A 23,766-nucleotide genomic window follows, 5' to 3' on the forward strand; every position below is an offset into this window, starting at 1 on the left:
CCCCCTAGCGGCGCAGTTCTGGGTGGAAGCAGCCCACCAGCAGTTGCAGCCCCTGGGCCACCCGCGGGCCGGGGCGCGAGAGCAGGTTATCCTGCTGGCCGGTAAAGGCGCAGATGCGCTGGCTGCGGATGGCCGCCACCCCTGCCCAGCCCGCCCGCTTGGGCAGGTCGGCGGCCCCTGGGTGGGTGAGCACGATCACCTGCGGATTTTTCTGCACCACCAGCTCGGGGCTGATCTGGGGGAAGAGCCCCAGCTCCTTGGGAATGATGTTCTGGCCCCGGGCCTTGGTAATCAGCACGCCGATGAAGGACTCGGGCCCCACCGTGTAGGGGGTGGGGTCGATCTCGTAGTAGACCGTGGGGCGCTCCTTGGCCTTGGCCGCGCGGGTTTCTACCGTGTACACTTCGCGTTGAATTTGCGCCACCAGCCGCTCGGCCTGCGCCTCCAGCCCCAGCACCCGGCCCAGCAGGCGGGTGGTGCGGAAGATGTCGTCGTAGGTTTCGGGCTTGACGGCAAAGCTGGCCACCCCGGCCCGCTCGAGCCCCTCGTGCAGCCGGCCGTAGACCGAGACGATCACCAGGTCGGGCTTGAGGGCCAGGATGGCCTCGAGGCTGGGGTTATACAGCCCCCCCACCTTGGGCAGCCGCTTGACCTGCTCGGGAAAATCGGAGTAGTCGTCCACCCCCACCAGCCGCCCGCAGGCATTCAGGGCGCACACCGTCTCGGTCACCGAGGGCAGCATGGCCACAATGCGCTGCGGCGCAGCCTTGAGCGTAACGCTGCGGCCGAGGTCGTCGGTCAGGGTGCGCGGGAACGGCTGGGCCAGGCCAGAGGTCAGTAGCGCAAAGCTTAAGGCCAGAAGCAAAAGCCAGAAACTTCTCTTCATTGCGTCCCTCCCCAACCCGGTCTCGCCATGGGGCGTAAAAAAACGCCCTCGGGAGTGAGGACGCCAAACAGGTTCCCCAAAACTCCCCCTTCTTGCGAGAGGTGCCTTCCGTATGGGAGTTAGGAAGGCGTTTTGGCAGGTATTCGGACTTCGGGCTTTCTGCACCGTTACCGCTGCGCGACAGTGCCGGACTTGCACCGGACTTCCCCACTTTAAGCCAGGGCTACGCGCCCAGGCACCAAAACTTGACCGGGTTGTAAGAGCCCTAACGGGCCTTGGCTTCAGGCTACACCCCCAAGACCTACCCGACAAGCGCCTACCAGGTGGGCCAGGCCGGGGCGGCCTCGAGGCCCTTTTCGCGCAGGTAGTCCTGCAAGCCCTGGACAGCTTCGGGCTTAACCGGTTTTACCCCGTGGGCCAGAATGCTGCTGTGCCGCTGCTGCAACAAACCCTGAAGCTTGCTCGAGTAATCACCATAGAGATACTGGGCCAGGGTTCCAGTGTTGCCCAGGCGGGTGTCAATTTCAAAGGCCAGCCCCAGGGCCTCCTTCAGGCCAAGGGTTTTGTTGTTGCTATTGGCCAGGGCCTTCAACTTGTCGGGATAGGTAGATTCCTTGTGTAGGATAATACCGGTGCGCTCGAACAGGTCGGCCTCGGCGGCCAGCTCCACCGCCCGGTACAGCCGGGCCAGGGCATCGTCGTAGCGGCCCCGGGAGGCCCGGCGCTGGGCGTTGGCCAAAAGGTCGGCCAGCAGGGCAAAGGTGGGCTTACCCTCCCGATCCAGGATGTCCCGCAGCCGTTCCTGGGCCTGCTGTAATTCCTGCAACGCCCGCACCTTGGCCCTATGCCCCCAGGCCTCGGCGATGGCAAGGGCGGGCTCGAGGTGTGCTTTCAGCTTCTGCCAGGCCGCCTTGTGGTAGAACAGATCCCAGTCCAGCATCCCCTCGGTAATCCCTTTCAGATGCCCATAAAAGCGCTTTTCGGAGGGGGTCAGGGGCCGGGCCAGCAGTTCGTCCAGAAACTCCTGGGCAGCCTGGTAGTCGCACTGGTTCCAGGCCCGTCTAAAGCCCTCCCACTCGCGCAGGCCGTAGCGGTAGGTGGGGTCTTCCAGCAGCCGCAGCCGCTCGCTGCCGCTTTTCACCCGCCCCTGCGGGTCGCGCTGCTGGCCGCCCACATAGCTAAAGGTAACGCCCTGCCCGGTAAGGGCCAGCACCAGCCCCGCCGACATGGTTTTGGTGCCCCCGGTGATATCGGCCACAATGGCCCGTGCCTCCCACTCGAGGGCCTTTTGCAGCGCCAAGCGCCCTTTGCGGAACACCTCGCCCAGGTCTTCGGGGTCGTCGAGCAGCAGGGTGTGGTAGCGCAACCCATCGCCATACCGCCGGACAAGCTCCCCCGCCACCGCCTGCGAACCCTGGCTGGCTACAAGAATCACCCCCTGCGGGGTGTGCTCGGTCAGGGCAAACTCGAGGGGCCCCAGGGTCTGCCCCACCCCCAGAATCAAAACTGTGTTTAGTTGCTCCTGCACACATCCAATCTACCAAACCCCGCGCGACCTCGAGCTGCGCTCCATTGGCTACTTCTCCGCCAAACCTGGCGAACTCTACCTGTTGTTGTGCCCGTCGTGATAAAAGCCTTCCCGCAAACTTTGGCCTTGACAAGGAAGCAGCCCCCGACTAACCTTAGTTTTGCCTGCCGGGATGGTGGAACTGGTAGACACACTATCTTGAGGGGGTAGCGAGCGCAAGCTCATGCGGGTTCAAGTCCCGCTCCCGGCACCAGGTACCACGGTAAACGCGGTGCAGCCAACCCGACTGCACCGCTGCTTTTTTTAGCCTTTGATCAAACCTTCAAGCAGCCGCGAAAACCCCGGGCCGCGTAGTAGGAATCGGCCCCATTGTGGTAGATGAACACGCGGTCGTAGCGCCGGTCGCCAAAGATGGCCCCGCCCAGCTTTCGGATGGCCTCGGGGGTTTTGAGCCAGCTCGAGGTCTTGGTATCAAAACGTCCCAGCTGCTGCAAGGCCTGGTACTGCTCCTCGGTCAAAAGCTCGATGCCCATGGCCGCGGCCATCTCCAGGGCTGAGCCGGCAGGCCTGTGGTGCTTGCGGGCTAGAAGGGCTTCCCGGTCGTAGCAGAGGCTGCGGCGGCCTTTAGGGCTTTCCGGGGCGCAGTCGAAAAAGATAAAAGCCCCGGTCTTGGGGTCGTGGCCTACCACATCCGGCTCACCGCCTGTGTTCTCCATCTGTAGAAGCGAGGCCAGCTTATCGGGCTGGGCCAGGAGCCGGGCCTCGAGGTCGGCCCAGCGCAGCCCTGGGTGGCGGTGGGGGTGCTGCTCAAAGCGGCTTTTGAGCAGCCTGAGCAAGTCGTCGTACTGCTTGGGGGTCATGCCCATCAGTTTACAAACAGACGCTATCGAACCTTGATCAGCTCGGCCAGCTGGGCGTACAGCCGCTCTTCCTCGGGGCTGGGGTTGGTGGGGATGGTCACCCGCACCTCGGCGTACTGGTCGCCCCGGCTTTTGTCTTTGCGGGGCCAGCCTTTGCCAGCCAGGCGCAGCTTGCGCCCAGTCTGGGTTCGCCTGGGAATGGTGACCTCCATCGGGCCGTCGAGGGTCTGCACACGCACCTTGCCCCCCACCACCGCGATGGGGGCCGGCACCTCCACCACGCTGTAAATGTCATCGCCCTCCAGGCGCATCTCCGGTCTGGACTGCAGCTTGACGTGCAGATATAGGTCGCCTCCGGCGCGCCCCTTGCCGGCCAGGCGAATTTTCTGCCCCTCACGCACCCCTGGTGGGATGCGCACCGTAAGGCGCTCGGAGCCAATGGAGATGGTTTTTTCCCCGCCGTGGTAGGCCTCCTCGAGGCTCAGGGGCAGCTCGGCCTCGAGGTCGCCCGCCACCCGGCGCGCACCCCGGCCCGGCACCTGTTCGAATAGGTCTCCAAAGCCGCCAAAACCACCCCGGCCGCCAAAGAGCTGCTGGAAAAAGTCGGAGAAATCGCCCACATGGCCGGTAAAACCGCCAAAACCACCCTGCCCCGGCGGGGGGCCCTGCCAGCCCGGGCTGCCCGCAGCCGCACCGTAGGTATCGTAGTAGCGGCGTTTTTCCGGGTCGGACAGCACTGTGTAGGCCTCGTTAATCTCTTTGAATTTCTCCTCGGCCCCCGGCTCTTTGCTCACGTCGGGGTGGTACTTACGGGCCAGCTTCTTGAAGGCCTTTTTGATCTCATCCTCGCTGGCGTTCTTAGAAACCCCAAGAATTTTGTAGTAGTCCTTGTAGGCCATATTCATCCCCGCAAGTTAGGCGTAAGACTCGAGGCCGAGGGCCGGAGGTTAGTTGCTCTCGGCGCCTGGTTTCGGGCCTTCGGCCTCCTCCGGTTTGGCACCGCTGCCCACCACCACCCGCGCCGGTCGCACCAGCAGGTCGCCGTACTTGAAGCCTTGCTGGTAGACGTGCATGACCTTGCCCTCCTCGCCCTCCACGGCCCCGATGGCCTCGTGGTAGCGCGGGTCGAACTCGGCGCCCACCCCCGGCACGGCCTCCACCCCCAGGCTCTTAAGGCTGCGGGTGAAGTTTTCCAGCACGCTTTTAACCCCCGGAATCAGATCCTCGGGCTTTACGCTGGCAAAGCCCAGGGCCCGCTCGAGGTCGTCCATCGTGCCCAGCAAGGCCCGCACCGCGTCGAACTTGCCGTTGCGCTGGGCGGCCTCGAGCTCCTGCACCATGCGCTTTTTGTAGTTTTCGAAGTCGGCGTACAGGCGCAGGAATTTGTTTTTGGAGGCCTCGAGCTCCGCTTTCAAAAACTCCACCTCGCCCCTGAGGCGCTCCACTTCGGGCAGGTCGTTCTGGGCTTCAGGGGTATCAACCACCGGTTCCTTATTCTCCATACATCGCACCTCTGTGGGCTAAAGGTGGGGTGCAGGAGGCACGCCCCCACACCCCACCTTCTGCAACCTAGTCAGCCGGTTTGTAATCGGCGTCAATCACGTCGTCGGACTTGGAGGTGCTGCCCTGGGCCTGGCTGCCCGCAGCCGCCCCCTGCTCGTAGGCCTGCAGGGCCGCAAGCAGCTCCTCGGTGGCCTGGCGCAGGTCGGCGTCGGAGCCGTCGGTGTCCACCAGGGTCTTGGCCCGGCTGACAGCGGCCTCGAGGCGGCTCTTGGCCTCGGCGGTGCTTTCCTTCTCCCCCATCACCCGCTCGGCCTGGATGCGCGCGGTATCGAGGTTGTTCTTGAGCTCGGCGTGCTCCTTGCGCTTGCGGTCGGCCTCGGCGTTGGCCTCAGCTTCCTTGATCATGCGCTCGATCTCCTGCTCGGAGAGGGTGGTGGTGTTCTGGATGGTAATGGAGGCTTCCTTGCCGGTGGATTTCTCCTTGGCGGTCGCGTGCAGGATGCCGTTGGCGTCGATGTCGAAAGTGACCTCAATCTGGGGCATGCCAGCCGGCATGGGCGGGATGCCATCGAGGCGGAAGCGGCCCAGGCTCTTGTTATCGGCGGCCATGGGGCGCTCACCCTGCAGCACGTGGATCTCCACCGAGGGCTGGTTGTGCTCGGCGGTGGTGAAGATCTCCGACTTGCGGGTCGGTACGGTGGTGTTGCGCGGAATCAGCACCGTGAACACCCCACCCTTGGTCTCCACCCCCAACGAAAGCGGGGTCACGTCCAGCAACACCACATCTTCTACCTGCCCGGTCAGCACACCGGCCTGCACCGCCGCCCCCAGGGCCACCACCTCGTCGGGGTTGACGCTGCGGTTGGGCTCCTTGCCCAGCATCTCCTTCACAATCTGCTGCACCGCCGGCACGCGGGTAGAACCCCCCACCAGCAGCACCTCGTCGATCTGGCTGGCATTCAGGCCCGCATCGCGCAGGGCCTGCTCCACCGGGCCACGGAGCCGCTTGAGCAGGGGCTGGATCAGCTCCTCGAATTTGGCCCGGGTGAGCTTGCGCTCGAGGTGCAGAGGGGTCTTGGAGACCGGGTCGAGGCCGATGAAGGGCAGGCTGATGGTGGTCTCGGTGACCGCCGAAAGCTCGATCTTGGCCTTCTCGGCGGCTTCAATCAGGCGCTGCAGGGCCTGCCGGTCGGCCTTCAGATCCACCCCACCCGACTCCTTCTTGAACTCCTCGGCCAGCCAGTTCACGATGGCGTGGTCGAAGTCGGAGCCGCCCAGGTGGGTGTCACCCGCAGTGGCCTTGACCTCGAAAACACCGTCGCCGATCTCCAGCACCGTCACGTCGAAGGTGCCCCCACCCAGGTCGAAGACCAGCACGGTCTCGTGGCCTTTTTTGTCCAGGCCATAGGCCAGGGCCGCTGCGGTGGGCTCGTTGACGATGCGCAGCACCTCGAGGCCGGCGATCCTACCAGCGTTGGCGGTGGCCTCGCGCTGGGAGTTGTTGAAGTAGGCCGGTACGGTGATCACCGCCTTGGTGATCTTCTCTCCCAGCTTTTTGGAGGCATCGTCCACCAGCTTGCGCAGGATCATGGCCGAAATTTCCTCGGGGGTGTAGAGCTTGCCACCAATGTCCACCCGCACCCCGCCATCGGGGCCCTTAACCACCTTGTAGGGCACCCGCTTGACCTCATCCTGCACCTCTTCCCACCGGCGCCCGATGAAGCGCTTGATCTCGAAGACGGTGCCCTCGGGGTTGAGCACGGCCTGACGACGGGCCACCCGGCCCACCAACTGGTCGCTTCCCTTATAGGCCACCACGCTCGGGGTGGTGCGCTCGCCCTCGGCGTTCTCGAGCACCACGGGGCTGCCACCTTCCATGATGGCGATAACACTGTTGGTCGTTCCTAAATCAATTCCTACGGCTTTTGCCATATATCCTCCGCTGGCCGCACTTAGCACGGCTCACTGAACTATATGATAGCTGTTATTATTGATATAGTCAATAGAGTTGAGTCAGGTATTATCAAGTTTGAACCCACCCCTGGCCGCGCACCTATGTCTAACTCAAGTTGCCACCTATCCCAACTACGAAAGAAAATAAAGGCCACTATGAACTGGACTGTTCTAGTGGCCTACTGCATTATAGACGACCTGCTCAAGACCCCCGCCAGCGTCGTCCGGACCCTCTGGGTACTGGCAGCCCTGGCGTTTTCCGGAAAGCACAAGCACGCCCTGGCGTACGCCCAGGAACAGGCCTTCTTTCTGGTGCACAGGCGGTAGCCCGTCGTCCACTGCGGATGTGGAGGGGTTGTATCGGCTACCGCTGGACTTACCGAGGGGGAGTGAGCTGTATGTGGATCGGAGGTATGCTGCGGGCCATCCGCAAGAGGAACTCCAAACGCTACCAGCCGGCATCGCAGTGGATTGCCCAGCAGGGGCGGAGGATCATCGAATCGGTGGGTTCTGCCCTGACAGAGCTATTCCCCAAGCGGATTCATGCCACGATCCTCGAAGGGTTTGTGCTCAAGGTGTGGGGGTTCATCTTTGCCTACAACTTCAGGTATTTTGTAGGTGGCAACTTGGGTTAAAAATTTAACGCGGCAAGCCGCACATCCCCAATAAGCAGTTACCCTAGCTAACCATGAAGGCCAAAACAAAACTTTTATACATTTTACTTCGCTCAATCATCTTACTTCTCCTCTCAATGGTGGTTATTTATTACGCAATGCTTTTTATTTTTTCTTCCACAAAGTGGGCTGATTCACGTATTTACGTAGTTAATCAGGGATCTACCAAGATAACAGACGTTAAAGTTGTTTTTGGCGGCTCATGGGACGGCTCAACTGAGGTGTATTCATTGTCAAGTCTCCCACCAGGGGAAAAGTGGGTAATAACGCCAAAGATAAATCAAGAAGGCGGCGTAACACTCACCTACTTTGAGCAAAAGTCGGGGCCGAGGCCGCGAATGTCCTATATTGAACCTAAGTTTTTTAGGATCTATTTTTATGTTCGCTCAGACACAGCGTCGGTCACCACACGCTTATGGCCGCCGTAGGCCTGCCTTAGAACCCGTCCCGGTCGGTAAGAGAACGTATACTGCACTATGATCCACAGAACGCCCGACCACAGCGCCAAAAGCTGTTTCGCCGGGCCTTGGGACTCCAGCCTACCAGTGCCCGTGGGCTACGCCAACCAGGGCATCGAAGAGCCACACCTTCACGCCCAGATGTACGAGGGGCAGGGGGTGGGGCTTTAGGCCGGGGACATGCTGGCGGTGGAACCGGGCGAGGTTCACACTTTTGCCCGGAGTTCGCCGGATTGCTTCCACCCCATTTATTTAAGCAGCAGCTTTCCAGCAGCACAGATCGATTGGTTTCGGTCCCAAAAACAACCCTCATGAGCGCTGAGCGTATTCTCAATGGGACTTTCGAACTTTACAGGCATAGGTACTTTTGACTACCTTTGCGTATGCAATTAGGTGTACGCTAAAAAAACAATGAACCGCCTGCCGTTCAACTTATGGTTTATCCTGCTGGTAGCCATTCTGATTGCCTGGGCCTTCAGCCTGACCTCGCATCAGCAGCCCGCCAATCAGGTGGCCTATACGACGTTTCTGAACGAAATTGACCAGGGGCGGGTGGCCAAAATTACGGTGGATGGACGGCAGCTCAACGTCACCCGCCGCGAAGACGGAGACCAGTACATCACTTTTGCGCCAGGCCCCTTAGATACCAGCACCATCCGCGAGTGGGGCGACAAAAAAATCCAGGTGGAGATTGCCGCACCCAGACGGGAAAACCCCTTGCTGGGCTTCCTGATCCCCTTGCTGCTAATCGGTTTGCTGATCGGGCTCTTCCTCTTCTTCTCGCGCAACCGGGGCCCTTCGGGCGACAATGCCTTTAGCTTCACCAAAAGCCGGGCCAAGGTGCTAACCGAGGCCCCCAAAACCAGCTTTAAGGACGTGGCTGGCTGTGAAGAGGCCAAGGAGGAGCTCAAGGAGATTGTCGAGTTTCTTAAGGCCCCGGCCCGCTTTCACGAGATGGGGGCCCGCATTCCCAAAGGGGTGCTGCTGGTCGGACCACCCGGCTCGGGCAAGACCCACATTGCGCGGGCGGTGGCCGGCGAGGCCAAGGTGCCCTTTATCGCTGCCTCGGGCTCCGATTTTGTGGAGATGTTCGTGGGGGTGGGGGCCGCCCGGGTGCGCGACCTGTTCGAGACCGCCAAACGCCACGCGCCCTGCATCATCTTTATAGATGAAATTGACGCAGTAGGCCGCCGGCGCGGCGGCGGCGTGGGCGGCGGCAACGACGAGCGCGAGCAGACCCTCAACCAACTGCTGGTGGAGCTGGACGGCTTCGAGAAAGAAACCAGCATCATCATCATGGCGGCCACCAACCGCCCCGATGTGCTCGACCCCGCGCTGCTGCGGCCAGGCCGCTTCGACCGCCAGGTGGCCATCGATGCCCCCGATGTGAAGGGGCGTGAGCAGATCCTCAAGATTCATGCCAAGGGCAAGCCCCTGGCCGAGGATGTAGACCTGGCCCTGCTGGCCAAGCGCACCCCCGGCTTCGTGGGGGCCGATCTGGAAAACCTCCTCAACGAGGCAGCCCTGCTGGCCGCCCGCGACGGCCGCAAAAAAATCACCATGAAAGACCTGGAAGAGGCCGCCGACCGGGTGATGATGGGCCCGGCCAAAAAGAGCCTGGTGGTCACCCCGAAAGACCGCGAGATCACCGCCTACCACGAGGCCGGGCACGCGCTGGCCGCGCACTTCCTCGAGCACGCCGACAAGGTGCACAAGGTGACCATTGTGCCGCGTGGGCGGGCCATGGGCTTCATGATGCCCAGCCGCCAGGACACCCTGCACTGGAGCAAAAAGCGCCTGACCGATCAGATTGCCGTGGCGCTGGCCGGCCGGGTGGCCGAGGAGTTGATTTTCGACGACGTGACCACCGGGGCCGAGAACGACTTCCGCCAGGCCACCGACCTGGCCCGCCGCATGATTACCGAGTGGGGAATGCACCCCGACTTTGGCATGGTGGCCTACCAGGTGCGCGAGGACACCTACCTGGGCGGCTACGACACCCGGCAGTACTCCGAGGACACCGCCCGGCGCATTGACGAGGCCGTGCAAAAGCTGCTGCAAGAGCAGCACGACCGGGTGCTGGGCCTGCTCACCGAGAAGCGAGAACAGCTCGAGCGGGTGGCGCGAACCCTTTTGGAGCGGGAGACCCTAAATGCCGAGGAGTTCGTGCGGGTGGTGGAAGGCGAGGCCCTGGAGAGCCTCGAGGCCCCCGAAGCCCCCAAAGACAAGGAGGAGAAAGAACCCCCTCGGGTCATCCCCAAGATCAAACCCAACCTGGGCGGGGCCTGAGGTTTTTGGGTAAGCTGTCGGCGTGCGCGCTTACTGGGAACGCCCCTACGAAAGCGAGTTTGAGGCCCGGGTGGTGCGGGCCTGGAGTGAGGGTGAAAAGCACTTTGCCGTGCTCGATCAAACCCTCTTCTACCCCACCTCGGGCGGCCAGGCCTGCGACACCGGCACCCTGAACGGGGTGGCGGTGCTGGAGGTGCTCGAGGAGGCCAAGGCCACCGGCCCGGTGATCCACCGGCTGCAAAGCCCCCTTCCCGAGGGGCAGCTTGTGGTGGGCCGGATTGAGTGGGCCCGGCGCTACCGGCAGATGCAGCGCCACACCGCCGAGCACATGCTGGGCCAGGCCTTTTTGCGGGCCGCGGGCTGGAATGTGGTGGCCGTCAATATGCTCAACCCGGTCTGCACCATGGACTTCGACGGCGCCCCCGACGAAGCGGTGATCCGCCAGGCCGAGGCCCTGGCCAACTGGGCGGTGTATGCCAACACGGCGGTGCGAACCTATTTTATTGACGAGGCAGAGGCCCCGGCCCACGGCCTGCGCCGCGCCCCCAAGGTGACCGGGCTTATCCGGGTGGTGGAGATCGAAGGCTGGGACAAAGTGGCCTGCGGCGGCCTGCACGTAGCCCGCAGCGGCGAGGCCGGCCCCATCAAAATAACCCGCTTCGAACGCTACAAAGGCGGCACACGCGTCTACTTTGTGGCGGGCTGGGAGGCCCTCGAGCTCTTTGACCAGGAGCACCGCCTGCTCTCCCGCCTGGGGGAGTGGTTTAGCTCGAGCCCCCTCGAGCTCGAAAAGCCCATCGGCAACCTGCGCGAGGAGTGGCGCAGGGCGCGGGCCGAAAACGCCCTGCTCAAGGACGAGCTGGCCGAGCGCATCATGCGCGACCTGCTGACCGAGTTCCCCACGCAGACCATAGCCGCCCAGGTGCCCAACAGCGTGCTGGATATGGTGGGCCGGCGCCTGGCCGAGTGGCCGGGGGTGCTGGCCCTGCTTTTAGCCCAGGCCGAGGACAAAGCCCGCTACGTGCTGCTCAAGCACCCCAGCCGCAGCGAAGACCTGCAAACCATCTGGGAGGAGGTGCTCAAGCCGCTGGGGGCCCGGGGTGGGGGGGCTTTGGTCAAGCTGGGGGTGATGCCCCTGAAAGCGCTCCACCCGGCCCTGCTGGCCTTCGAGCGATACCTGGCCCAGGAGCGATAAGACCGGAAGCAACTACGGCTCGAGCCGCACCTTAGGCATGACCCGCCGGAGCGGCTCGGGCAGCCACCAGTTCCACCGGCCCGCCAGCACCAGCACCGCTGGCACCAGCACCAGCCGTACCAGGGTGGCATCCAGGAACACCGCCAGCGCCAGCCCCAGACCGATGGTCTTGTTGGCCACCACCTGCCCCACCACAAAGGCCGAGAACACGATAATCATGATCAGGGCTGCACTGCTGATCACCCCGGCGGTGCGCTCGAGGGCAAACCGCACGGCCTGGGGGGTGTCCAGCCCGGCCAGATGGGCCTCCTGCACGCGGGAGAGCAGAAAGATCTCGTAGTCCATGGAAAGCCCAAAAATCACCGCAAACATCAGGATAGGCAGCGAGCTGTCGATGCCCCCCACATCGGTGGGCGCGCCCACCAGCCCCGCCGCAAAACCCTCCTGAAACACCAGGGTTATAAGGCCGTAGGCCGCCCCCACCGTCAGGGTGTTCATCAGGATGGACTTGAGGGGGATGACCAGGCTACGGAAGGCCACCGCCAACAAAAGGAAGGTGGCCACAAAAACCGTCCCGATGGCGGCGGGCATGGCCCCCACCAGGGCCTGGGTGAACTCCATCGAACCCACCGGCGCACCGCCCAGCAGCACCCGCTGAAACCCGACCCCCTGGGCTTCCTGCTTAAGACGGGTATACCAGTCGGGGATGCTAGGGGCCTGAAGGGCGTCGCGGGGAATGACCGTAAGGCGCAGGTAGCGGCGGTCTTGGCTGATGTACTGGTTGGTGAGGCCCACCAGCTCGGCAAACCCGCCCTGGCCCTCTAACCTACCCGCCAGGAAAGGCGAGACCACCAGCCGCACCTCCGGCCAGGCGGAAATACGCTGCTCGAGCGCCCGCCAGCGGGCCCGGTTCTGGGGGGTGAAGCCCTCCTCTCCCAGGTCGAGCAGCACCTCGAAGGCATCCAGCGCCCCCCCGAGCTCGAGCTGCCGGATGAGCTCCAGGCCCTTGCGCGACTCCACATGAGGGCCCAGCCCAAACGCACCGGTGTAGCCCAGCTTCATCTGGGTGGCCGGCCAGGCCAGGGCCAGAAGCAGCCCCGTCACCCCAAACGACCACATCCAGGGGCGCTGCATCACCGTGCCGGCCCACCGGCCCCAGAAGGGGCTGGCCTTCCCGCTGCTGGTAGGTTTGAAGGCCCAGCGGCGCGGCGCGTTAACCCGCTCGCCCAGCAAAGCCAGAATGGCCGGAAGCAGGGTGATGGAGGCCAGCACCGTCAGGATAATAGCCATCACCCCGCCCACCCCCATCGAGCGGATGAAGGTCAGGTCGGGCACCAGCATGGCCCCCATGGCAATGGCCACCACCAGGCCGCTCGAGGCCACCGTACGACCGGCGGTCTGGGTGGTGATGGCCGCGGCGGCCTGCGCCGTGCGGCCCGCGGCCAGCTCCTCACGGAAGCGATTGACCATCAGCAAGGCGTAGTCGATCCCGGCTCCCAGCGAGAGCATGGTAATCACCGAAAGCGCAAAACTGCTGACTTCCCCCAGCAGGGTTAAGAAGAACAAGCCCGCCAGGCCGGTGGTAATGGCCACCACCCCGACCAGCAGGGGCAGCCCGGCAGCAACCAAAGCCCCAAAGGCCAGCAACAACACCCCTCCAGTCAGGGGCAGGGCCATCAGCTCGCTGCGCTTGACGTCGGCCTCCAGCAGGTGCAGAAAGTCCTTGGTCACCGCCGTAGCCCCCGTTACGTAAAAGCGGGTTTCGGGGGTCTGGGCCGCCCTGGCCTCACGCCGCAGGGCTTCTATCACCGCCTCGCCGTTCTCCAGGCGGGTGTCCAGCAGGGTTGCTGTTATCCTGCCATCGGCGCTTTTTTGCTGCAAGGGGCTGGGAGCATCGTAGCGGTGGAGGCGCAGCACCCCCTCCAGGGTCTGTATCCGGGCCATCAGTTGGTTGTAGGCCTGGCGAAAGCGGGGGTCGTGTTCAGGCAGGTTGGACTCGCTCACCAGCACCGTACGATCAACCGAGGGCAGCGCAAAGGCCTCGTTCAAGATTTGCAGGACCCTCTGGGCCTCGCTGTTTTTCACGTCGCTGGCGTTGGCGGCCAGGTTTTGCGGGGCCAGCCGGGCAGCTGGGATGGCCAGCAATACCAGCAGAAGCCAGACCAAGACAACCTGTACAGGATAGCGGACAACCAGGCGGGCTAAGGCAGCAAACATAAGAAAGCCCGCCCAATATGGCCCTTCTTTCACAAGAACACAAGGAGGGGTGCTGCAATTGCCCGGCCACACCAGCACCCCACCCCACAACCTGCCAATCCAGTAGAATGCTCGTGAAATGCCCGTTCCAAGCTACCAGAAATTCATGTACCCCCTGCTCGAGCTAGCAGCGGACGGTGAGGCGCACTCAATGGAGGAAGCCTATGAGGTGCTGGCCAAGAAGTTCAACTTAAGCAAAGAAGATCGGGCTGAATTGCTGCCCAGTGGAGGGCAAAGTAGGTATGAGAACCGCGTCGGATGGGCCAGAACCTACTTGATGAAAGCCGGATTGTTGGAGTCTCCAAGCCGAGGACAATTCAAAATCACTGCGGAAGGTCAGAGAGTTTTGCAGTCGGGCATTACCGAACTTAACAACCAGTACCTTATGCGATTCCCCGGTTTTGTTGAATTTAGGCGTAGAGACCGCACCACGGAAGAAACAAGCTCAAAAGAAGAGGTTGGCAATGAGACAACACCAGATGAACAGCTCGAGCAGCTCCACCAGACCCTGAAAAAACAACTGGCCCAGGAGCTTCTAGAGCGCGTCAAACAGTGCTCCCCCGCCTTCTTTGAGCGCCTGGTGGTCCGGCTTCTGGTGGCGATGGGGTACGGTGGCTCGATGGCCGATGCGGGCAGGGCCGTGGGGCGGAGTGGGGATAACGGCATTGATGGCATCATCAAGCAGGATCCGCTGGGCCTGGACAACATCTACATCCAGGCCAAGCGATGGGAAAGGCCCGTCCCGAGCGAGGTGGTAAGAACCTTCCATGGGAGCCTGGCCCTGCAAAAGGCCAGCCGGGGGGTTATCATAACCACCTCGGAGTTTTACAGTGAGGCGATAAGAACCGCCCAGGCGCTGGGGAATATCGTGCTGATAGACGGAAATACCCTGGCCGAGCTCATGATTGAGTACAACGTTGGGGTTACGGTAGCGGCAAGGTACGAGATCAAGCGGGTGGATCGGGACTTTTTCGAGGAGGACTAGCGGTAATACCGCGCCGTATCGCGCAGGTGCCCCTCGAAGTCCACGTTCAAAAACAGGCGGCCCTGGGCGTGCAGGAAGTAGAGGTACTTCTGGCCTTTTTCGTTGGTGCGGATGGGATAGAGCACGGCCTGCAGAGCCTCGGCGCCGGGATTGCCGATGGCCCCGGGGGGTAGGCCGCGCCGGGTATAGGTGTTGTAGGAGTTGTCTTTTTCAAAATCGCCCGCCCCTCGATCGAGTTCGGGCAGGCGTTTACCCAGACCGTAGGCCACGGTGGGGTCGGCCTGCAAGGGCATGCCGATTTCCAGGCGGTTGAGGAAAACCCCTGCAATCAAGGGCTTTTCGCTGGAATTTGCAGCTTCGGCTTGCACGATGGAAGCCAGCGTGACCCAGTCGTGGATGCTTTGTAGACCAAGTTGTTGCAGACGGGCCTTGGCAGCAGAGGTAAACTCCTGTTCCATGCGGCGGGTCATGGTGCGGATAACGTCCTCAGCGGTAAAGTCGAGGGGGAAGTCGTAGGTGGCGGGGAAGAGGTAGCCCTCGAGGGTGGGGCCTTTGGCCTCGGCAGGGCGCAGCTCGGAGGGGGGGTTGTTGACCAGCTCGAGGAATTTGGGGCCATCCAGGTTATTTTCGCTCAAGCGCTGGGCCATATCCACCGCCCGCCAGCCTTCCGGGAAGGTGATGCGCACGGTGAGAGGGCGGGACTCGTCGGTGATGGACAGGGCAATGGCCCGCAACCCCTTGCCCTCGAGCTGGTAGTAGCCGGGCTTGAGTTTTTTATCCTGACCGGAGAAGCGCAAATACAGAGCAAACATATAGCCCGAACGCACCAGTCCGGCCTGCTCGAGGATGCGACCGACCGCTGCAGCCCCGCTGCCTTTGGGAATGCGGATCTCGGCCGTGGTGCCGGTGGGGCCCATCAAATACAGGGCATAGCCAAATACCGCCGCCACCAGGGCAAACATGAACAGCACCCCCCGCAGAATCCAGCGGGTGGGCGACTTGCCCCTTTCCTGGGGGTCGTCGAGGGTTGCAACAGGCCCATCGGGAGGGGTTGGCTTGTTCGAATCGTCCATGCTAAAAGCTCCACGGCTCGGTACGGCCCGGCTTATGCACCTGCCAAATAGGATTCCAGCAGCGCGATGGCCGCGGCTTCGTCCAACTTACCTTTCTCCTGTCGAATGCGCTTGGGGGCATTTTTGAGGCGGTTTTGCCCCAGTTTGGTGGTGTAGCGCTCATCCAGCAGCTCGACCTGCATACCCCGCCCACGCATGGCCTCCACCAGGGCCTGCACCCGCTCGGCCTGGGCGCTGGGCCGGCCATCGGTGCGCAGGGGCAGCCCCACCACAAAGCGTTCGGCCCCTTCGCGCTCGGCAAAAGCCGCCAGGGCCTCGAGGTCGGCCTCGAGGTTTTTGCGCACCAGGTAGCCCCGGCCAAAGGCCCAGGGTGAACCGGTCTCGCCCACGGCCAGGCCAATCCGGGCCTCCCCCACGTCCAGCGCCACTACCCGCATCTACCCTATTATCTCCCTCAGCCCACAGGCGCAGATGAGGCCAAACACTATTCCAGCACCTGCTCGAGGGCCCCCAAGGCCTTATCCAGGTCGAAGCCGCCGCCCTGGGCCAGCGCCCCCTTGCCGCCGCCGCGCCCGCCCGCAACAGCCGACAGTTTCTTCATCACCGCACCGGCATCCAGCCCCTTTTCCAGGGCCTTTTTGCTCACCTTGACCACCAGGTTCTGTCCCGAGCCTACCGCCACCAGGTCGGCCTGGTGCTTGTCCAAAAGCTCGTCCGCTGCGCCCCGCAGGGCCCCGGCCTCGAGGCCCTCGAGCCGAACCGCCAGGTACCGGTAGCCGCCCGCCTCCCTGAGCGAGAGGCCCGCCGCGCCGCCCCCGAGCTGGGCTCGAGCCAGCTCCAGCCTCAGCCTTTCGATCTCTTTCTCGCGGGCCTTGAGTTCGTCCTGGAGCTTGTTCACCCGCTCCAATAGGTGCTCGGGGGCCGTCCCCAGCTCGCGGGAGAGGCCGCCCAGCCAGTTCAGCATCTCGCGCACGTACTGCACCGCCCCGGTTCCGGTCAGGGCCTCAATGCGCCGCACCCCCGCCGCCACCGACTCCTCGGCCACGATCACAAAGGCCCCGATCTCGCCGGTGCGCCGCACATGGCAGCCGCCGCAGAGCTCCTTGGAAGTCACATTGTCGATGGCCCCTTCCACGCTGACCACCCGCACCACGTCGCCATATTTTTCGCCAAACAGGGCCATGGCCCCTTCCTTGCGGGCTTCCTCCAGGGGCTTGTAGGCATAGCTCACCGGGAAGTCGGCCTGAATCCAGCGGTTCACCAGCAGCTCAATCCGGGCCAGATCCCTGGGGGCAATCGGCTCGAACTGGCTGAAGTCGAAGCGCAGCCGATCCGGCCCCACGTAGCTGCCTTTCTGCTGCGCGTGGGGGCCCAGCACGGCCCGCAAGGCAGCGTGCAGCAGGTGGGTGGCGGTGTGGTTTTTTTCGGTGTCGCGCCGCTGCTGATCCACCAAAGCCCGCACCGTCGAGCCGGCTTTAAGGGTGCCCTCCTCTACCCGCGCAATGTGCAAAAAGATGCCGTCGGGGTTTTTCTGGGTGGTCGAGACCCTGGCCCAGCCCCCCTCCCATTCCAGCACGCCCGCATCCCCCACCTGGCCGCCCCCTTCGGCGTAGAAGGGGGTTCTGTCCAGCACCACCTGCACCTCGGTGCCGGCCGGGGCTTCCTCTATGGTTTGCTCGCCCACCAGAAGCAGCTTGACCTGGGCCTGGGCCTCGAGGCTCTCGTAGCCCACAAACTTGGTGCCCCCATAATCCGCGGCCAGGGCCGCCAGGGCCTCGTTGGACCTCTTGAAAAGCTCCTTGCTGAAGGCGGCGGCGGCTCGAGCCCGCTCCTGCTGCTCCTCCAGGGCCCGCTCGAAGCCTTCGGTGTCCACCTGAATCCCATGCTCTCCCGCAATTTCGATGGTTAAGTCGAGCGGGAAACCGTAGGTGTCGTAGAGAGTAAAGGCATCCCGCCCCGCCAGGGTATCGCCCGGCGCCAGGCCTGCCAGCATGGCATCCAGGCGCTTGATACCGCTCTCGAGCGTGCGCAAAAACTGCTCTTCTTCAATTTTGATTTGCTTTTGCACACCCTCGAGGTGCTCCTTTAGCTCGGGGTAGACCCCGCCCATCACCTCGGCCACCACCCCGGCCAGCTTGAACATAAACGGCTCGCGCAGACCCAGCAGGTAGCCAAAGCGCACCGCCCGGCGCAGCAGGCGGCGCACCACGTAACCGCGCCCGGTGTTGGAGAAGTGCACCCCATCGGAAAGGATGAAGGCCACGGCACGGGCGTGCTCAGCAATTACCCGGTGGGCCACCGAGCTGGGGCCTTCGTAACTGATGCCGGTTAGCTCCACAATTTTGGCGATCAGGGGCTGAAACTCGTCGGTCTCGTAAAAGTCGGTCACCCCCTGCAGCACCATGGCCACCCGCGCAAGGCCCATGCCGGTATCAATGTTGGGCTTGGGGAGGGGCTCCAGCACGCCGCCGTCCTTGCGGTCGTACTGCGGAAACACCAGGTTCCACAGCTCCACAAAGCGGTTGGACTCGCGGGTCTCGTAGTAGTCGGCCCAGGTGTCCGAACCGAAGGCCGGCCCCCGGTCGTAGTAGATCTCGCTGCACGGCCCACACGGCCCGTTGGGGCCTTTGGTGGGGGCGTTCTGCGGCCAGAAGTTCTCGTCGGCGTCGAAGCGGTGGATTTTTTCGGGGGGTACGCCCACCCGCGTCCAGTGTTCAAAGGCCTCGTCGTCGTCCTTGTAGATGGTCACGTAGATGCGCGCCGGATCCAGGCCCAGCCACTTGGGGTCGGTCAGGAACTCCCAGGCCCACTCGATGGCCTCTTTTTTGAAGTAGTCGCCGAAGCTGAAGTTGCCCAGCATCTCGAAAACGGTCTGGTGGCGGTTGGTGCGCCCCACGTTCTCGATATCGCCGGTGCGCACGCTCTTCTGGCAGGTGGTCACCCGGTACCACTCGCCCTCGTGGCCGGGGAAGACCGGCTTTTTACCCAGAAAGTAGGGCTTGAGGGGGGTCATGCCCGCGTTGATGAAGAGCAGGGTGGGGTCGTCCTGGGGCACCACGCTAAAGCTCGGCAGGCGCAGATGCCCCTTGGATTCGAAGAACTGGAGAAACTTTTCGCGGATTTCGGCGGTTTTCATCGTGGCCTCTCAAACTAACCCAGCATAAAAAATATACCCCGCTAAGCAAACCCCACCAGCCATTTCAGAACGAAACGCCGGGATCAGCGGGTGGCTTGAGCGAAGGAAGAGGGTTTCATTGCTGAGCCTAGCATTGCACCTGGCCCCCCAAACAAAAAGTTGGGGCCCAGGCCCCAACCCTCAAGCGGATTGCTCGGTTTTACGTTGGCGGAGGAGGGGGGATTCGAACCCCCGATAGGGACTTTCGTTCCCTATAGCGGTTTAGCAAACCGCCGCCTTCAGCCACTCGGCCACCCCTCCATCTGTCCAGTTCTGGGGTATCCTCCCAAAAACTGCAAGCGATACTTTAGCACAAAACCTGGCAAGTAAACCACCCCAACCAAAGCAAAGACGATGCAGAGAAGAGATCCTTCGAATCCAGGCCGCTCTACACAGGTCAGGTGCACAGCGCCCGGCGGCCATGCCCATCGTGCCTGGGCTTTGGGCAGTGTACCAGGCCATCCCACAGGGTGGATGCGTTCGGAGCAAAGGAGTTGAGTGGATGCCTGGGGGCGATCCCCTGTCGTGACTCACCCAGGGGGACTGCCGCCCCAGACCCCAATCGAATGATACCGGATTCAAAAAGATAGTCATCCAAAGCAAAGATCTCCAGAGGCTATCTTTTTGAATCCTAGAGCACACCCCTCGCTACGCTCGGCGAAGAAAGCGTATCCCTTCCAAGGGGCGGTATCGCCCTCCGCTACGCGGATAACTTCGGTCGGGTTAGTTCGCCGCCTTCCAGCGCCGAACTAACCGAATCTGGTATGAAATAGCCTGGCGGAGGGAGAGGGATTCGAACCCCCGGTAGACTTGCGTCTACAACGGTTTTCAAGACCGCCGCTTTCAACCACTCAGCCATCCCTCCAGGACAGCGCATTCCTAACTATGGCCAAGCCCCCCTGGGTTGTCAAGTAAACCCAGCACCCCATCACCAACTTTTTGTAGAAGCAACAAGCAGTTTGCTACGAGGAAGCCCGGTGCGACCCTTCTCAATAGGGCGCTCAACGCACCGAGCGGATCTGGCGAACTAGGAGGGTGCCCAGCACAAAACAAACCGCCGCCACCAAGAACAGCACTGTGTAACCCAACCCAGGGCTCTGGCGGTTGAAGGCATCCAGCATGGCCCCAAACCCCCCTGCCAAGACCTGCGGCAGCACGATGGAGGTCTGCCAGATGCCCATATCGGTGGCGTGGGCCTGGGGGTTGGGCAGCACATCGGAGACCAGGGCCCAGTCTACCGCCAGATAGGCCCCGTACAGCACCCCGAACACCAGGGCCAGCACAACCAGCACATCGTAACGGGGCAGCAGCAGAATGGGCAGCATCAACAACGCCAGACCCACCCCAGCCACATAGATAATGGGCTTACGGCCATACCGGTCGGACAAACGCCCCGCCGGCACCGCAGCCACCGCGGCCCCAATAGAGATGAGTAAGCCCAGCAGGGCCACCGCCTGAAAGGCTTCCGTCGCCAGGGTTTGACCGAAGGCCTGGAATACCTGCACCACATCGGCCAGGTAGTACTGCAAGTAGGTTTGCACCACATACTGGGCCAGCATGACCAGAAAACGCGTAAACCAGACCCAGCGAAAATCGGCGCTGCGCCAGGGGGCCACCAGGCTCTCCCACAAGCCCCGGCGCTGGGGCCTTAATCCCGGCACCTCGCGGATCAGGCGCAAAACCATCCCGGCTGCGATCAGGTTGAGCAGGGCGATCAGCAAGAACTGCCACTGCAGGTTGGCCAGCAGGAAGCCCGTTGCGCCCGCCACCACCTGGCCGCTCACCTGGAGGGTGCCCAGCCAGCCCGAGGCCACCCCCCGCTCGCGCCGGGCCGTGAGGTCGGGGATTAGGGCCGAGTAGGGGCCGGTGGCCATATCGTCGGCCAGCTGCAGCAACAAATAGGCCACTACGAGCTGCCAGTAGCTGCCTGCATAGGCCATCCAGACCAGCGCGCCAGCCGTGATAATTGTGCCCATGGCCAAAAAGGGCATGCGGCGACCCACCCGGTCAGAGATGTAGCCCCAGATGGGCGGCCCGATGAAAGCCATCAACGCCCCCAAGGCGAACAGCAGGCCCAGGCGGGTAGCCCGCTCAGGTTCGGGCACCAGCTCGGCCACCCGCGCCGGCAGCAACACCAGCAAAATAAGAAACCACTTAAAGCTACTGGCAAACCAATAGGAGGAGAGCACCAAATACCACAGGTTGGTGTGGGCGCGCATCTGCCCCAGTATACGGGCGGCAGACCTGAAAGCGCTGCATCGGAAGCCCGAGAACCTCGAGCCGCCCACCATTTGAATCCGTCACGCCAGCTATACTGAAGCGTTATGGCTTTGCCGCAAGACCAAACCCCACTGCTTTCGCTGCCCATCGAACAGCTTCCGGGCCAGGGCTACCGCCGGGCGCAGCTGGCCGCCTGGCTCTATGCCAAGGGGGCGCGGCAGTGGGAGGAGATGACCGACCTGCCCAAGGCCTTGCGCGCTGAGTGGGCCAAGCAGTACCGCATCTCGGAGTTCAGCGAGGTTACCCCCTTCCCAAGCCAGGACGGCTCGGTCAAGTACCTGTTTACCCTGCTGGACGGCCAGAAGACCGAGGCTGTGTACATGCCCTACCTGAACCGTAAAACCATCTGCATCTCCAGCATGGTGGGCTGCCCGGCGGGCTGCACCTTTTGCGCTACCGGCCGGATGGGCTTTGGGCGCAACCTAACGGCAGCCGAGATCCTGGATCAGATTCTGTTTGCAGCCTACCATCAGGGGCACACCCCCCGCGAGATTCGCAACGTGGTGCTGATGGGCATGGGCGAGCCGCTGTTAAACCTGGAAAACGTATATAAAGCCCTCGAGCGCATGCTGCACCCCGAGGGGCTGGCCATGAGCCCGCGCCGCATTACCCTTTCTACCGTGGGGATTCCCCGGGGCATCTACAAAATGGCTGAGTGGGGGCTCGAGGTGCGCCTGGCCCTATCGCTCCACGCTCCCGACGACGAAACCCGCCAGCAGATCATCCCCACCGCCCACCGCTACAGCATCGCTGAAATTATGGAAGCCGTGCGGCACTACTACGCCAAGACCAAACGCCGCATCACCCTGGAATACACCCTGCTCAAAGGCATCAACGACCACGACTGGCAGGCCCGGGCCCTGGCCCAGCACTTCAGGGGCCTGAGCGTTCACATGAACCTGATTCCCTGGAACCCCTGGGAGGGGGCCCCCCACCAGGGCACCCCCAGGGCGCAAATCCTGAAATTCGCCGCTATTCTGGAGCAGCAGGGCATCCCCACCTCGGTGCGCTGGAGCCGGGGGCGCGACGTGGGGGCTGCCTGTGGGCAGCTCGCCCTGAAGCAACCCGCCTGAGCCAGCCAACGCGCTGGGCAAAAGCCATACAATGGGCAGCGGTATGAACCGAAACGTCATCCTCATTGTGGTTATCGCGTTGGCTTTGTTGGGTGCGATCTATTTTATGTTTGGGCGGCGCCCAGGCACCGTCAGCAGTACACTCTGCAGCAACCAACCCCCGGCGGCCACCGGCCTCACCAACGAGGGCGTCACCGCCCTCCGCATCGAAGACCTCAAAGAAGGCAGCGGCCCCCAGGCCATCACCTCCAACACCGTGCGGGTGCAGTACATTGGGCGGCTGGTAGACGGCAAGCAGTTCGACAGCTCCTGCCAGCCGGGCCGCACCCCCTTTGAGTTCACCTTAGGGGCCGGCCAGGTCATTCCCGGCTGGGACTCGGGCATTGTGGGTATGCGGGTCGGCGGCCAGCGCCGGCTGATTATCCCGGCCAGCCTGGCCTATGGTGAGCGCAGCCCCAGCCCCAATATTCCCCCCAACTCGGCCCTGGTTTTTGACGTGGAGCTTTTAGAAATCAAGTAGGCCTTGTAACCCATGCCTTGAAGAGGCCGCGGGTATACTTGGGAGGTGGGCTCGCCCGGCAGGGGGTGTAACACCGGATGCAAGGGGCTATCTTTTTGCATCGCAGGGCACACCCCTCGCCGCACTCGGCATCCCTTCGGTCGGGTTGGTTCGCCGCAGGAAGGCACCGAACCAAGCGAGTCTGGTGTGCATGGCCCGGTTTCCAAAGGTGAATAAATGCGGTTTGTGGTATTGAGCGGACAAAGCGGGGCCGGCCTGACCTCGGCCCGGATGGCCCTGGAAGACCTGGGCTATTTTTCGGTAGACAACATCCCTCCACAGCTTTGGAGTGACCTGCTCAAAACTGTCGAGCCTCGAGGCATCCATAAGGTGGCGGTGGTGCTGGATATTCGGGCCCGGGATTTGCTGAACGAGGTGGAAAGCATCCTGGCCCAGCTCCGTCCCTTCATCATCTACCTGGAGGCCAAGTCCGATATCCTGCTCAAGCGCTACAACCTTTCGCGCCGCCTGCACCCGCTGGGCATGGGCAACCTGCTGCGCGAGATAGAAGAAGAGCGCCTGGCCCTGGCCCCCCTGCGCGACCGGGCCGATCTGGTGATTGATACCTCTGAGCGCACCCCCCGCCAGCTCAAGGAGGCCCTCGAGGCCGCCCTGGGCGAAGAAGAGGGCTTCCTGCTGCGCCTGTTCTCTTTTGGCTTCAAGTGGGGCCCACCCCAGGAGGCCGATCTGGTGCTGGATGTGCGGGTGCTACCCAACCCCCACTACGACCCCGTGCTCAAAGCCCGCCCGGGCACCGACCCGGAGGTGGCGGCGTATGTGTTTTCGGAAAAGAAGCACGAACCCTTCTACCGCACCCTGCTGACCACCATCGGGCTTTCAGCAGACGGTGCCCGCCAGACTGGACGAGCCGCCTACACCGTAGCCATCGGTTGCACGGGTGGACAGCACCGCAGCGTGGCCGTGGCGGAGCGCTTGGCCCAGGAGCTCTCGAGCCGCTTTCGGGTGGAGCTCGAGCACCGCGACCTAGACAAGGCCCTGAACACCTGAGCGAGGCCGCT

The 23,766-nt window shown here is 62.9% G+C and carries 18 protein-coding genes, 3 tRNA genes, 1 pseudogene and 1 riboswitch; of the genes and pseudogenes, 9 read left to right on the forward strand and 13 right to left on the reverse strand.

Annotated elements, in window-relative coordinates:
* Positions 1–4: 4 nt before the first annotated feature.
* A complete protein-coding gene (locus tag MTAI_RS13255) occupies positions 5–886 on the reverse strand; it encodes an ABC transporter substrate-binding protein (RefSeq protein WP_027888323.1) in 882 nt (293 codons plus the stop codon).
* A 117-nt stretch (positions 887–1,003) separates the two neighbouring features.
* Positions 1,004–1,144: riboswitch (cobalamin riboswitch) on the reverse strand.
* Between the two features lie 58 nt (positions 1,145–1,202).
* Complete coding sequence (locus MTAI_RS13260; protein WP_027888324.1) at positions 1,203–2,414, reverse strand: TIGR02710 family CRISPR-associated CARF protein; 1,212 nt, start codon at positions 2,412–2,414, stop codon at positions 1,203–1,205.
* A 166-nt stretch (positions 2,415–2,580) separates the two neighbouring features.
* Between MTAI_RS13260 and MTAI_RS13265 the strand changes: the two genes are divergently transcribed.
* Positions 2,581–2,667, forward strand: a tRNA-Leu gene (locus tag MTAI_RS13265).
* Between the two features lie 61 nt (positions 2,668–2,728).
* Here the strand turns inward: MTAI_RS13265 and MTAI_RS13270 are convergent.
* From MTAI_RS13270 to dnaK, 4 genes are all read right to left on the reverse strand, one after another.
* Positions 2,729–3,274, reverse strand: a complete 546-nt coding sequence (locus MTAI_RS13270; RefSeq protein ID WP_027888325.1) for a DUF4256 domain-containing protein — start codon at positions 3,272–3,274, stop codon at positions 2,729–2,731.
* A 23-nt stretch (positions 3,275–3,297) separates the two neighbouring features.
* Positions 3,298–4,173 carry a DnaJ C-terminal domain-containing protein gene (locus tag MTAI_RS13275; protein ID WP_027888326.1) on the reverse strand — a complete coding sequence of 292 codons (876 nt, stop codon included), beginning with the start codon at positions 4,171–4,173 and terminating at the stop codon, positions 3,298–3,300.
* Positions 4,174–4,221: 48 nt separating this feature from the next.
* Positions 4,222–4,776: a nucleotide exchange factor GrpE gene (locus MTAI_RS13280; protein ID WP_027888327.1), complete on the reverse strand. Its 555-nt coding sequence runs from the start codon at positions 4,774–4,776 to the stop codon at positions 4,222–4,224.
* Between the two features lie 67 nt (positions 4,777–4,843).
* Complete coding sequence (dnaK, locus tag MTAI_RS13285) at positions 4,844–6,709, reverse strand: molecular chaperone DnaK (RefSeq protein WP_187388556.1); 1,866 nt, start codon at positions 6,707–6,709, stop codon at positions 4,844–4,846.
* A 177-nt stretch (positions 6,710–6,886) separates the two neighbouring features.
* Between dnaK and MTAI_RS15735 the strand changes: the two are divergent.
* The 4 genes and pseudogenes from MTAI_RS15735 (at position 6,887) to MTAI_RS13305 (ending at position 11,346) form a co-directional block, all read left to right on the forward strand.
* Positions 6,887–7,365 (forward strand): annotated as a pseudogene (locus MTAI_RS15735) (transposase family protein).
* A 515-nt stretch (positions 7,366–7,880) separates the two neighbouring features.
* Positions 7,881–8,033, forward strand: a complete 153-nt coding sequence (locus MTAI_RS13295; protein WP_155915750.1) for a hypothetical protein — start codon at positions 7,881–7,883, stop codon at positions 8,031–8,033.
* Between the two features lie 240 nt (positions 8,034–8,273).
* Positions 8,274–10,151: an ATP-dependent zinc metalloprotease FtsH gene (gene ftsH / locus MTAI_RS13300; RefSeq protein WP_027888330.1), complete on the forward strand. Its 1,878-nt coding sequence runs from the start codon at positions 8,274–8,276 to the stop codon at positions 10,149–10,151.
* Between the two features lie 22 nt (positions 10,152–10,173).
* Positions 10,174–11,346, forward strand: coding sequence for a serine-tRNA(Ala) deacylase AlaX (locus MTAI_RS13305; protein ID WP_027888331.1), 1,173 nt, complete (start codon positions 10,174–10,176; stop codon positions 11,344–11,346).
* 12 nt (positions 11,347–11,358) lie between these two features.
* On the opposite strand, the gene MTAI_RS13310 is transcribed toward MTAI_RS13305, so the two are convergent.
* Positions 11,359–13,563 (reverse strand): MMPL family transporter, encoded by a 2,205-nt coding sequence (locus MTAI_RS13310; RefSeq protein WP_027888332.1) that lies wholly within the window; start codon positions 13,561–13,563, stop codon positions 11,359–11,361.
* 145 nt (positions 13,564–13,708) lie between these two features.
* On the opposite strand from MTAI_RS13310, the gene MTAI_RS13315 reads away from it, so the two are divergent.
* The gene (locus MTAI_RS13315) at positions 13,709–14,587 is read left to right on the forward strand and encodes a restriction endonuclease (protein WP_281004672.1); all 879 of its coding nucleotides are present in this window, start codon (positions 13,709–13,711) and stop codon (positions 14,585–14,587) included.
* Here the strand turns inward: MTAI_RS13315 and mltG are convergent.
* From mltG to MTAI_RS13345, 6 genes are all read right to left on the reverse strand, one after another.
* Positions 14,584–15,660 (reverse strand): endolytic transglycosylase MltG, encoded by a 1,077-nt coding sequence (gene mltG / locus MTAI_RS13320; protein WP_081698407.1) that lies wholly within the window; start codon positions 15,658–15,660, stop codon positions 14,584–14,586. The genes MTAI_RS13315 and mltG overlap by 4 nt on opposite strands.
* 32 nt (positions 15,661–15,692) lie before the next feature.
* A complete protein-coding gene (ruvX, locus tag MTAI_RS13325) occupies positions 15,693–16,097 on the reverse strand; it encodes a Holliday junction resolvase RuvX (RefSeq protein WP_027888335.1) in 405 nt (134 codons plus the stop codon).
* Positions 16,098–16,144: 47 nt separating this feature from the next.
* Positions 16,145–18,796 (reverse strand): alanine--tRNA ligase, encoded by a 2,652-nt coding sequence (alaS, locus tag MTAI_RS13330; protein WP_027888336.1) that lies wholly within the window; start codon positions 18,794–18,796, stop codon positions 16,145–16,147.
* Positions 18,797–19,001: 205 nt separating this feature from the next.
* Positions 19,002–19,096, reverse strand: a tRNA-Ser gene (locus MTAI_RS13335).
* Positions 19,097–19,610: 514 nt separating this feature from the next.
* A tRNA-Ser gene (locus MTAI_RS13340) sits at positions 19,611–19,700 on the reverse strand.
* Positions 19,701–19,836: 136 nt separating this feature from the next.
* Positions 19,837–21,054 (reverse strand): MFS transporter, encoded by a 1,218-nt coding sequence (locus MTAI_RS13345; protein ID WP_027888337.1) that lies wholly within the window; start codon positions 21,052–21,054, stop codon positions 19,837–19,839.
* Between the two features lie 105 nt (positions 21,055–21,159).
* Between MTAI_RS13345 and rlmN the strand changes: the two genes are divergently transcribed.
* The 3 genes from rlmN to rapZ all read left to right on the forward strand — a co-directional run bounded on the left by rlmN (position 21,160) and on the right by rapZ (position 23,755).
* Complete coding sequence (gene rlmN, locus MTAI_RS13350) at positions 21,160–22,188, forward strand: dual-specificity RNA methyltransferase RlmN (RefSeq protein ID WP_027888338.1); 1,029 nt, start codon at positions 21,160–21,162, stop codon at positions 22,186–22,188.
* 43 nt (positions 22,189–22,231) lie between these two features.
* On the forward strand, positions 22,232–22,708 hold the full coding sequence (locus MTAI_RS13355; protein ID WP_027888339.1) for an FKBP-type peptidyl-prolyl cis-trans isomerase: 477 nt from the start codon (positions 22,232–22,234) through the stop codon (positions 22,706–22,708).
* Positions 22,709–22,924: 216 nt separating this feature from the next.
* On the forward strand, positions 22,925–23,755 hold the full coding sequence (gene rapZ, locus MTAI_RS13360) for an RNase adapter RapZ (protein ID WP_027888340.1): 831 nt from the start codon (positions 22,925–22,927) through the stop codon (positions 23,753–23,755).
* The last annotated feature ends 11 nt before the right edge of the window (positions 23,756–23,766 follow it).

The organism is Meiothermus taiwanensis WR-220 (assembly GCF_003568585.1).
GTDB classification, from domain to species: Bacteria; Deinococcota; Deinococci; order Deinococcales; family Thermaceae; genus Meiothermus; species Meiothermus taiwanensis.

Excerpts from the sequence above, each read along its gene's own strand:
- ftsH (WP_027888330.1), top strand. The coding sequence starts at position 8,274 with ATGAACCGCCTGCCGTTCAACTTATGGTTTATCCTGCTGGTAGCCATT.
- rapZ (WP_027888340.1), top strand. The coding sequence starts at position 22,925 with ATGCGGTTTGTGGTATTGAGCGGACAAAGCGGGGCCGGCCTGACCTCG.
- dnaK (WP_187388556.1), bottom strand. The coding sequence starts at position 6,709 with ATGGCAAAAGCCGTAGGAATTGATTTAGGAACGACCAACAGTGTTATC.
- MTAI_RS13280 (WP_027888327.1), bottom strand. The coding sequence starts at position 4,776 with ATGGAGAATAAGGAACCGGTGGTTGATACCCCTGAAGCCCAGAACGAC.
- MTAI_RS13295 (WP_155915750.1), top strand. The coding sequence starts at position 7,881 with ATGATCCACAGAACGCCCGACCACAGCGCCAAAAGCTGTTTCGCCGGG.
- ruvX (WP_027888335.1), bottom strand. The coding sequence starts at position 16,097 with ATGCGGGTAGTGGCGCTGGACGTGGGGGAGGCCCGGATTGGCCTGGCC.
- MTAI_RS13270 (WP_027888325.1), bottom strand. The coding sequence starts at position 3,274 with ATGACCCCCAAGCAGTACGACGACTTGCTCAGGCTGCTCAAAAGCCGC.
- MTAI_RS13310 (WP_027888332.1), bottom strand. The coding sequence starts at position 13,563 with ATGTTTGCTGCCTTAGCCCGCCTGGTTGTCCGCTATCCTGTACAGGTT.
- MTAI_RS13275 (WP_027888326.1), bottom strand. The coding sequence starts at position 4,173 with ATGGCCTACAAGGACTACTACAAAATTCTTGGGGTTTCTAAGAACGCC.
- MTAI_RS13355 (WP_027888339.1), top strand. The coding sequence starts at position 22,232 with ATGAACCGAAACGTCATCCTCATTGTGGTTATCGCGTTGGCTTTGTTG.
- MTAI_RS13255 (WP_027888323.1), bottom strand. The coding sequence starts at position 886 with ATGAAGAGAAGTTTCTGGCTTTTGCTTCTGGCCTTAAGCTTTGCGCTA.
- rlmN (WP_027888338.1), top strand. The coding sequence starts at position 21,160 with ATGGCTTTGCCGCAAGACCAAACCCCACTGCTTTCGCTGCCCATCGAA.
- MTAI_RS13315 (WP_281004672.1), top strand. The coding sequence starts at position 13,709 with ATGTACCCCCTGCTCGAGCTAGCAGCGGACGGTGAGGCGCACTCAATG.
- MTAI_RS13345 (WP_027888337.1), bottom strand. The coding sequence starts at position 21,054 with ATGCGCGCCCACACCAACCTGTGGTATTTGGTGCTCTCCTCCTATTGG.
- alaS (WP_027888336.1), bottom strand. The coding sequence starts at position 18,796 with ATGAAAACCGCCGAAATCCGCGAAAAGTTTCTCCAGTTCTTCGAATCC.
- mltG (WP_081698407.1), bottom strand. The coding sequence starts at position 15,660 with ATGGACGATTCGAACAAGCCAACCCCTCCCGATGGGCCTGTTGCAACC.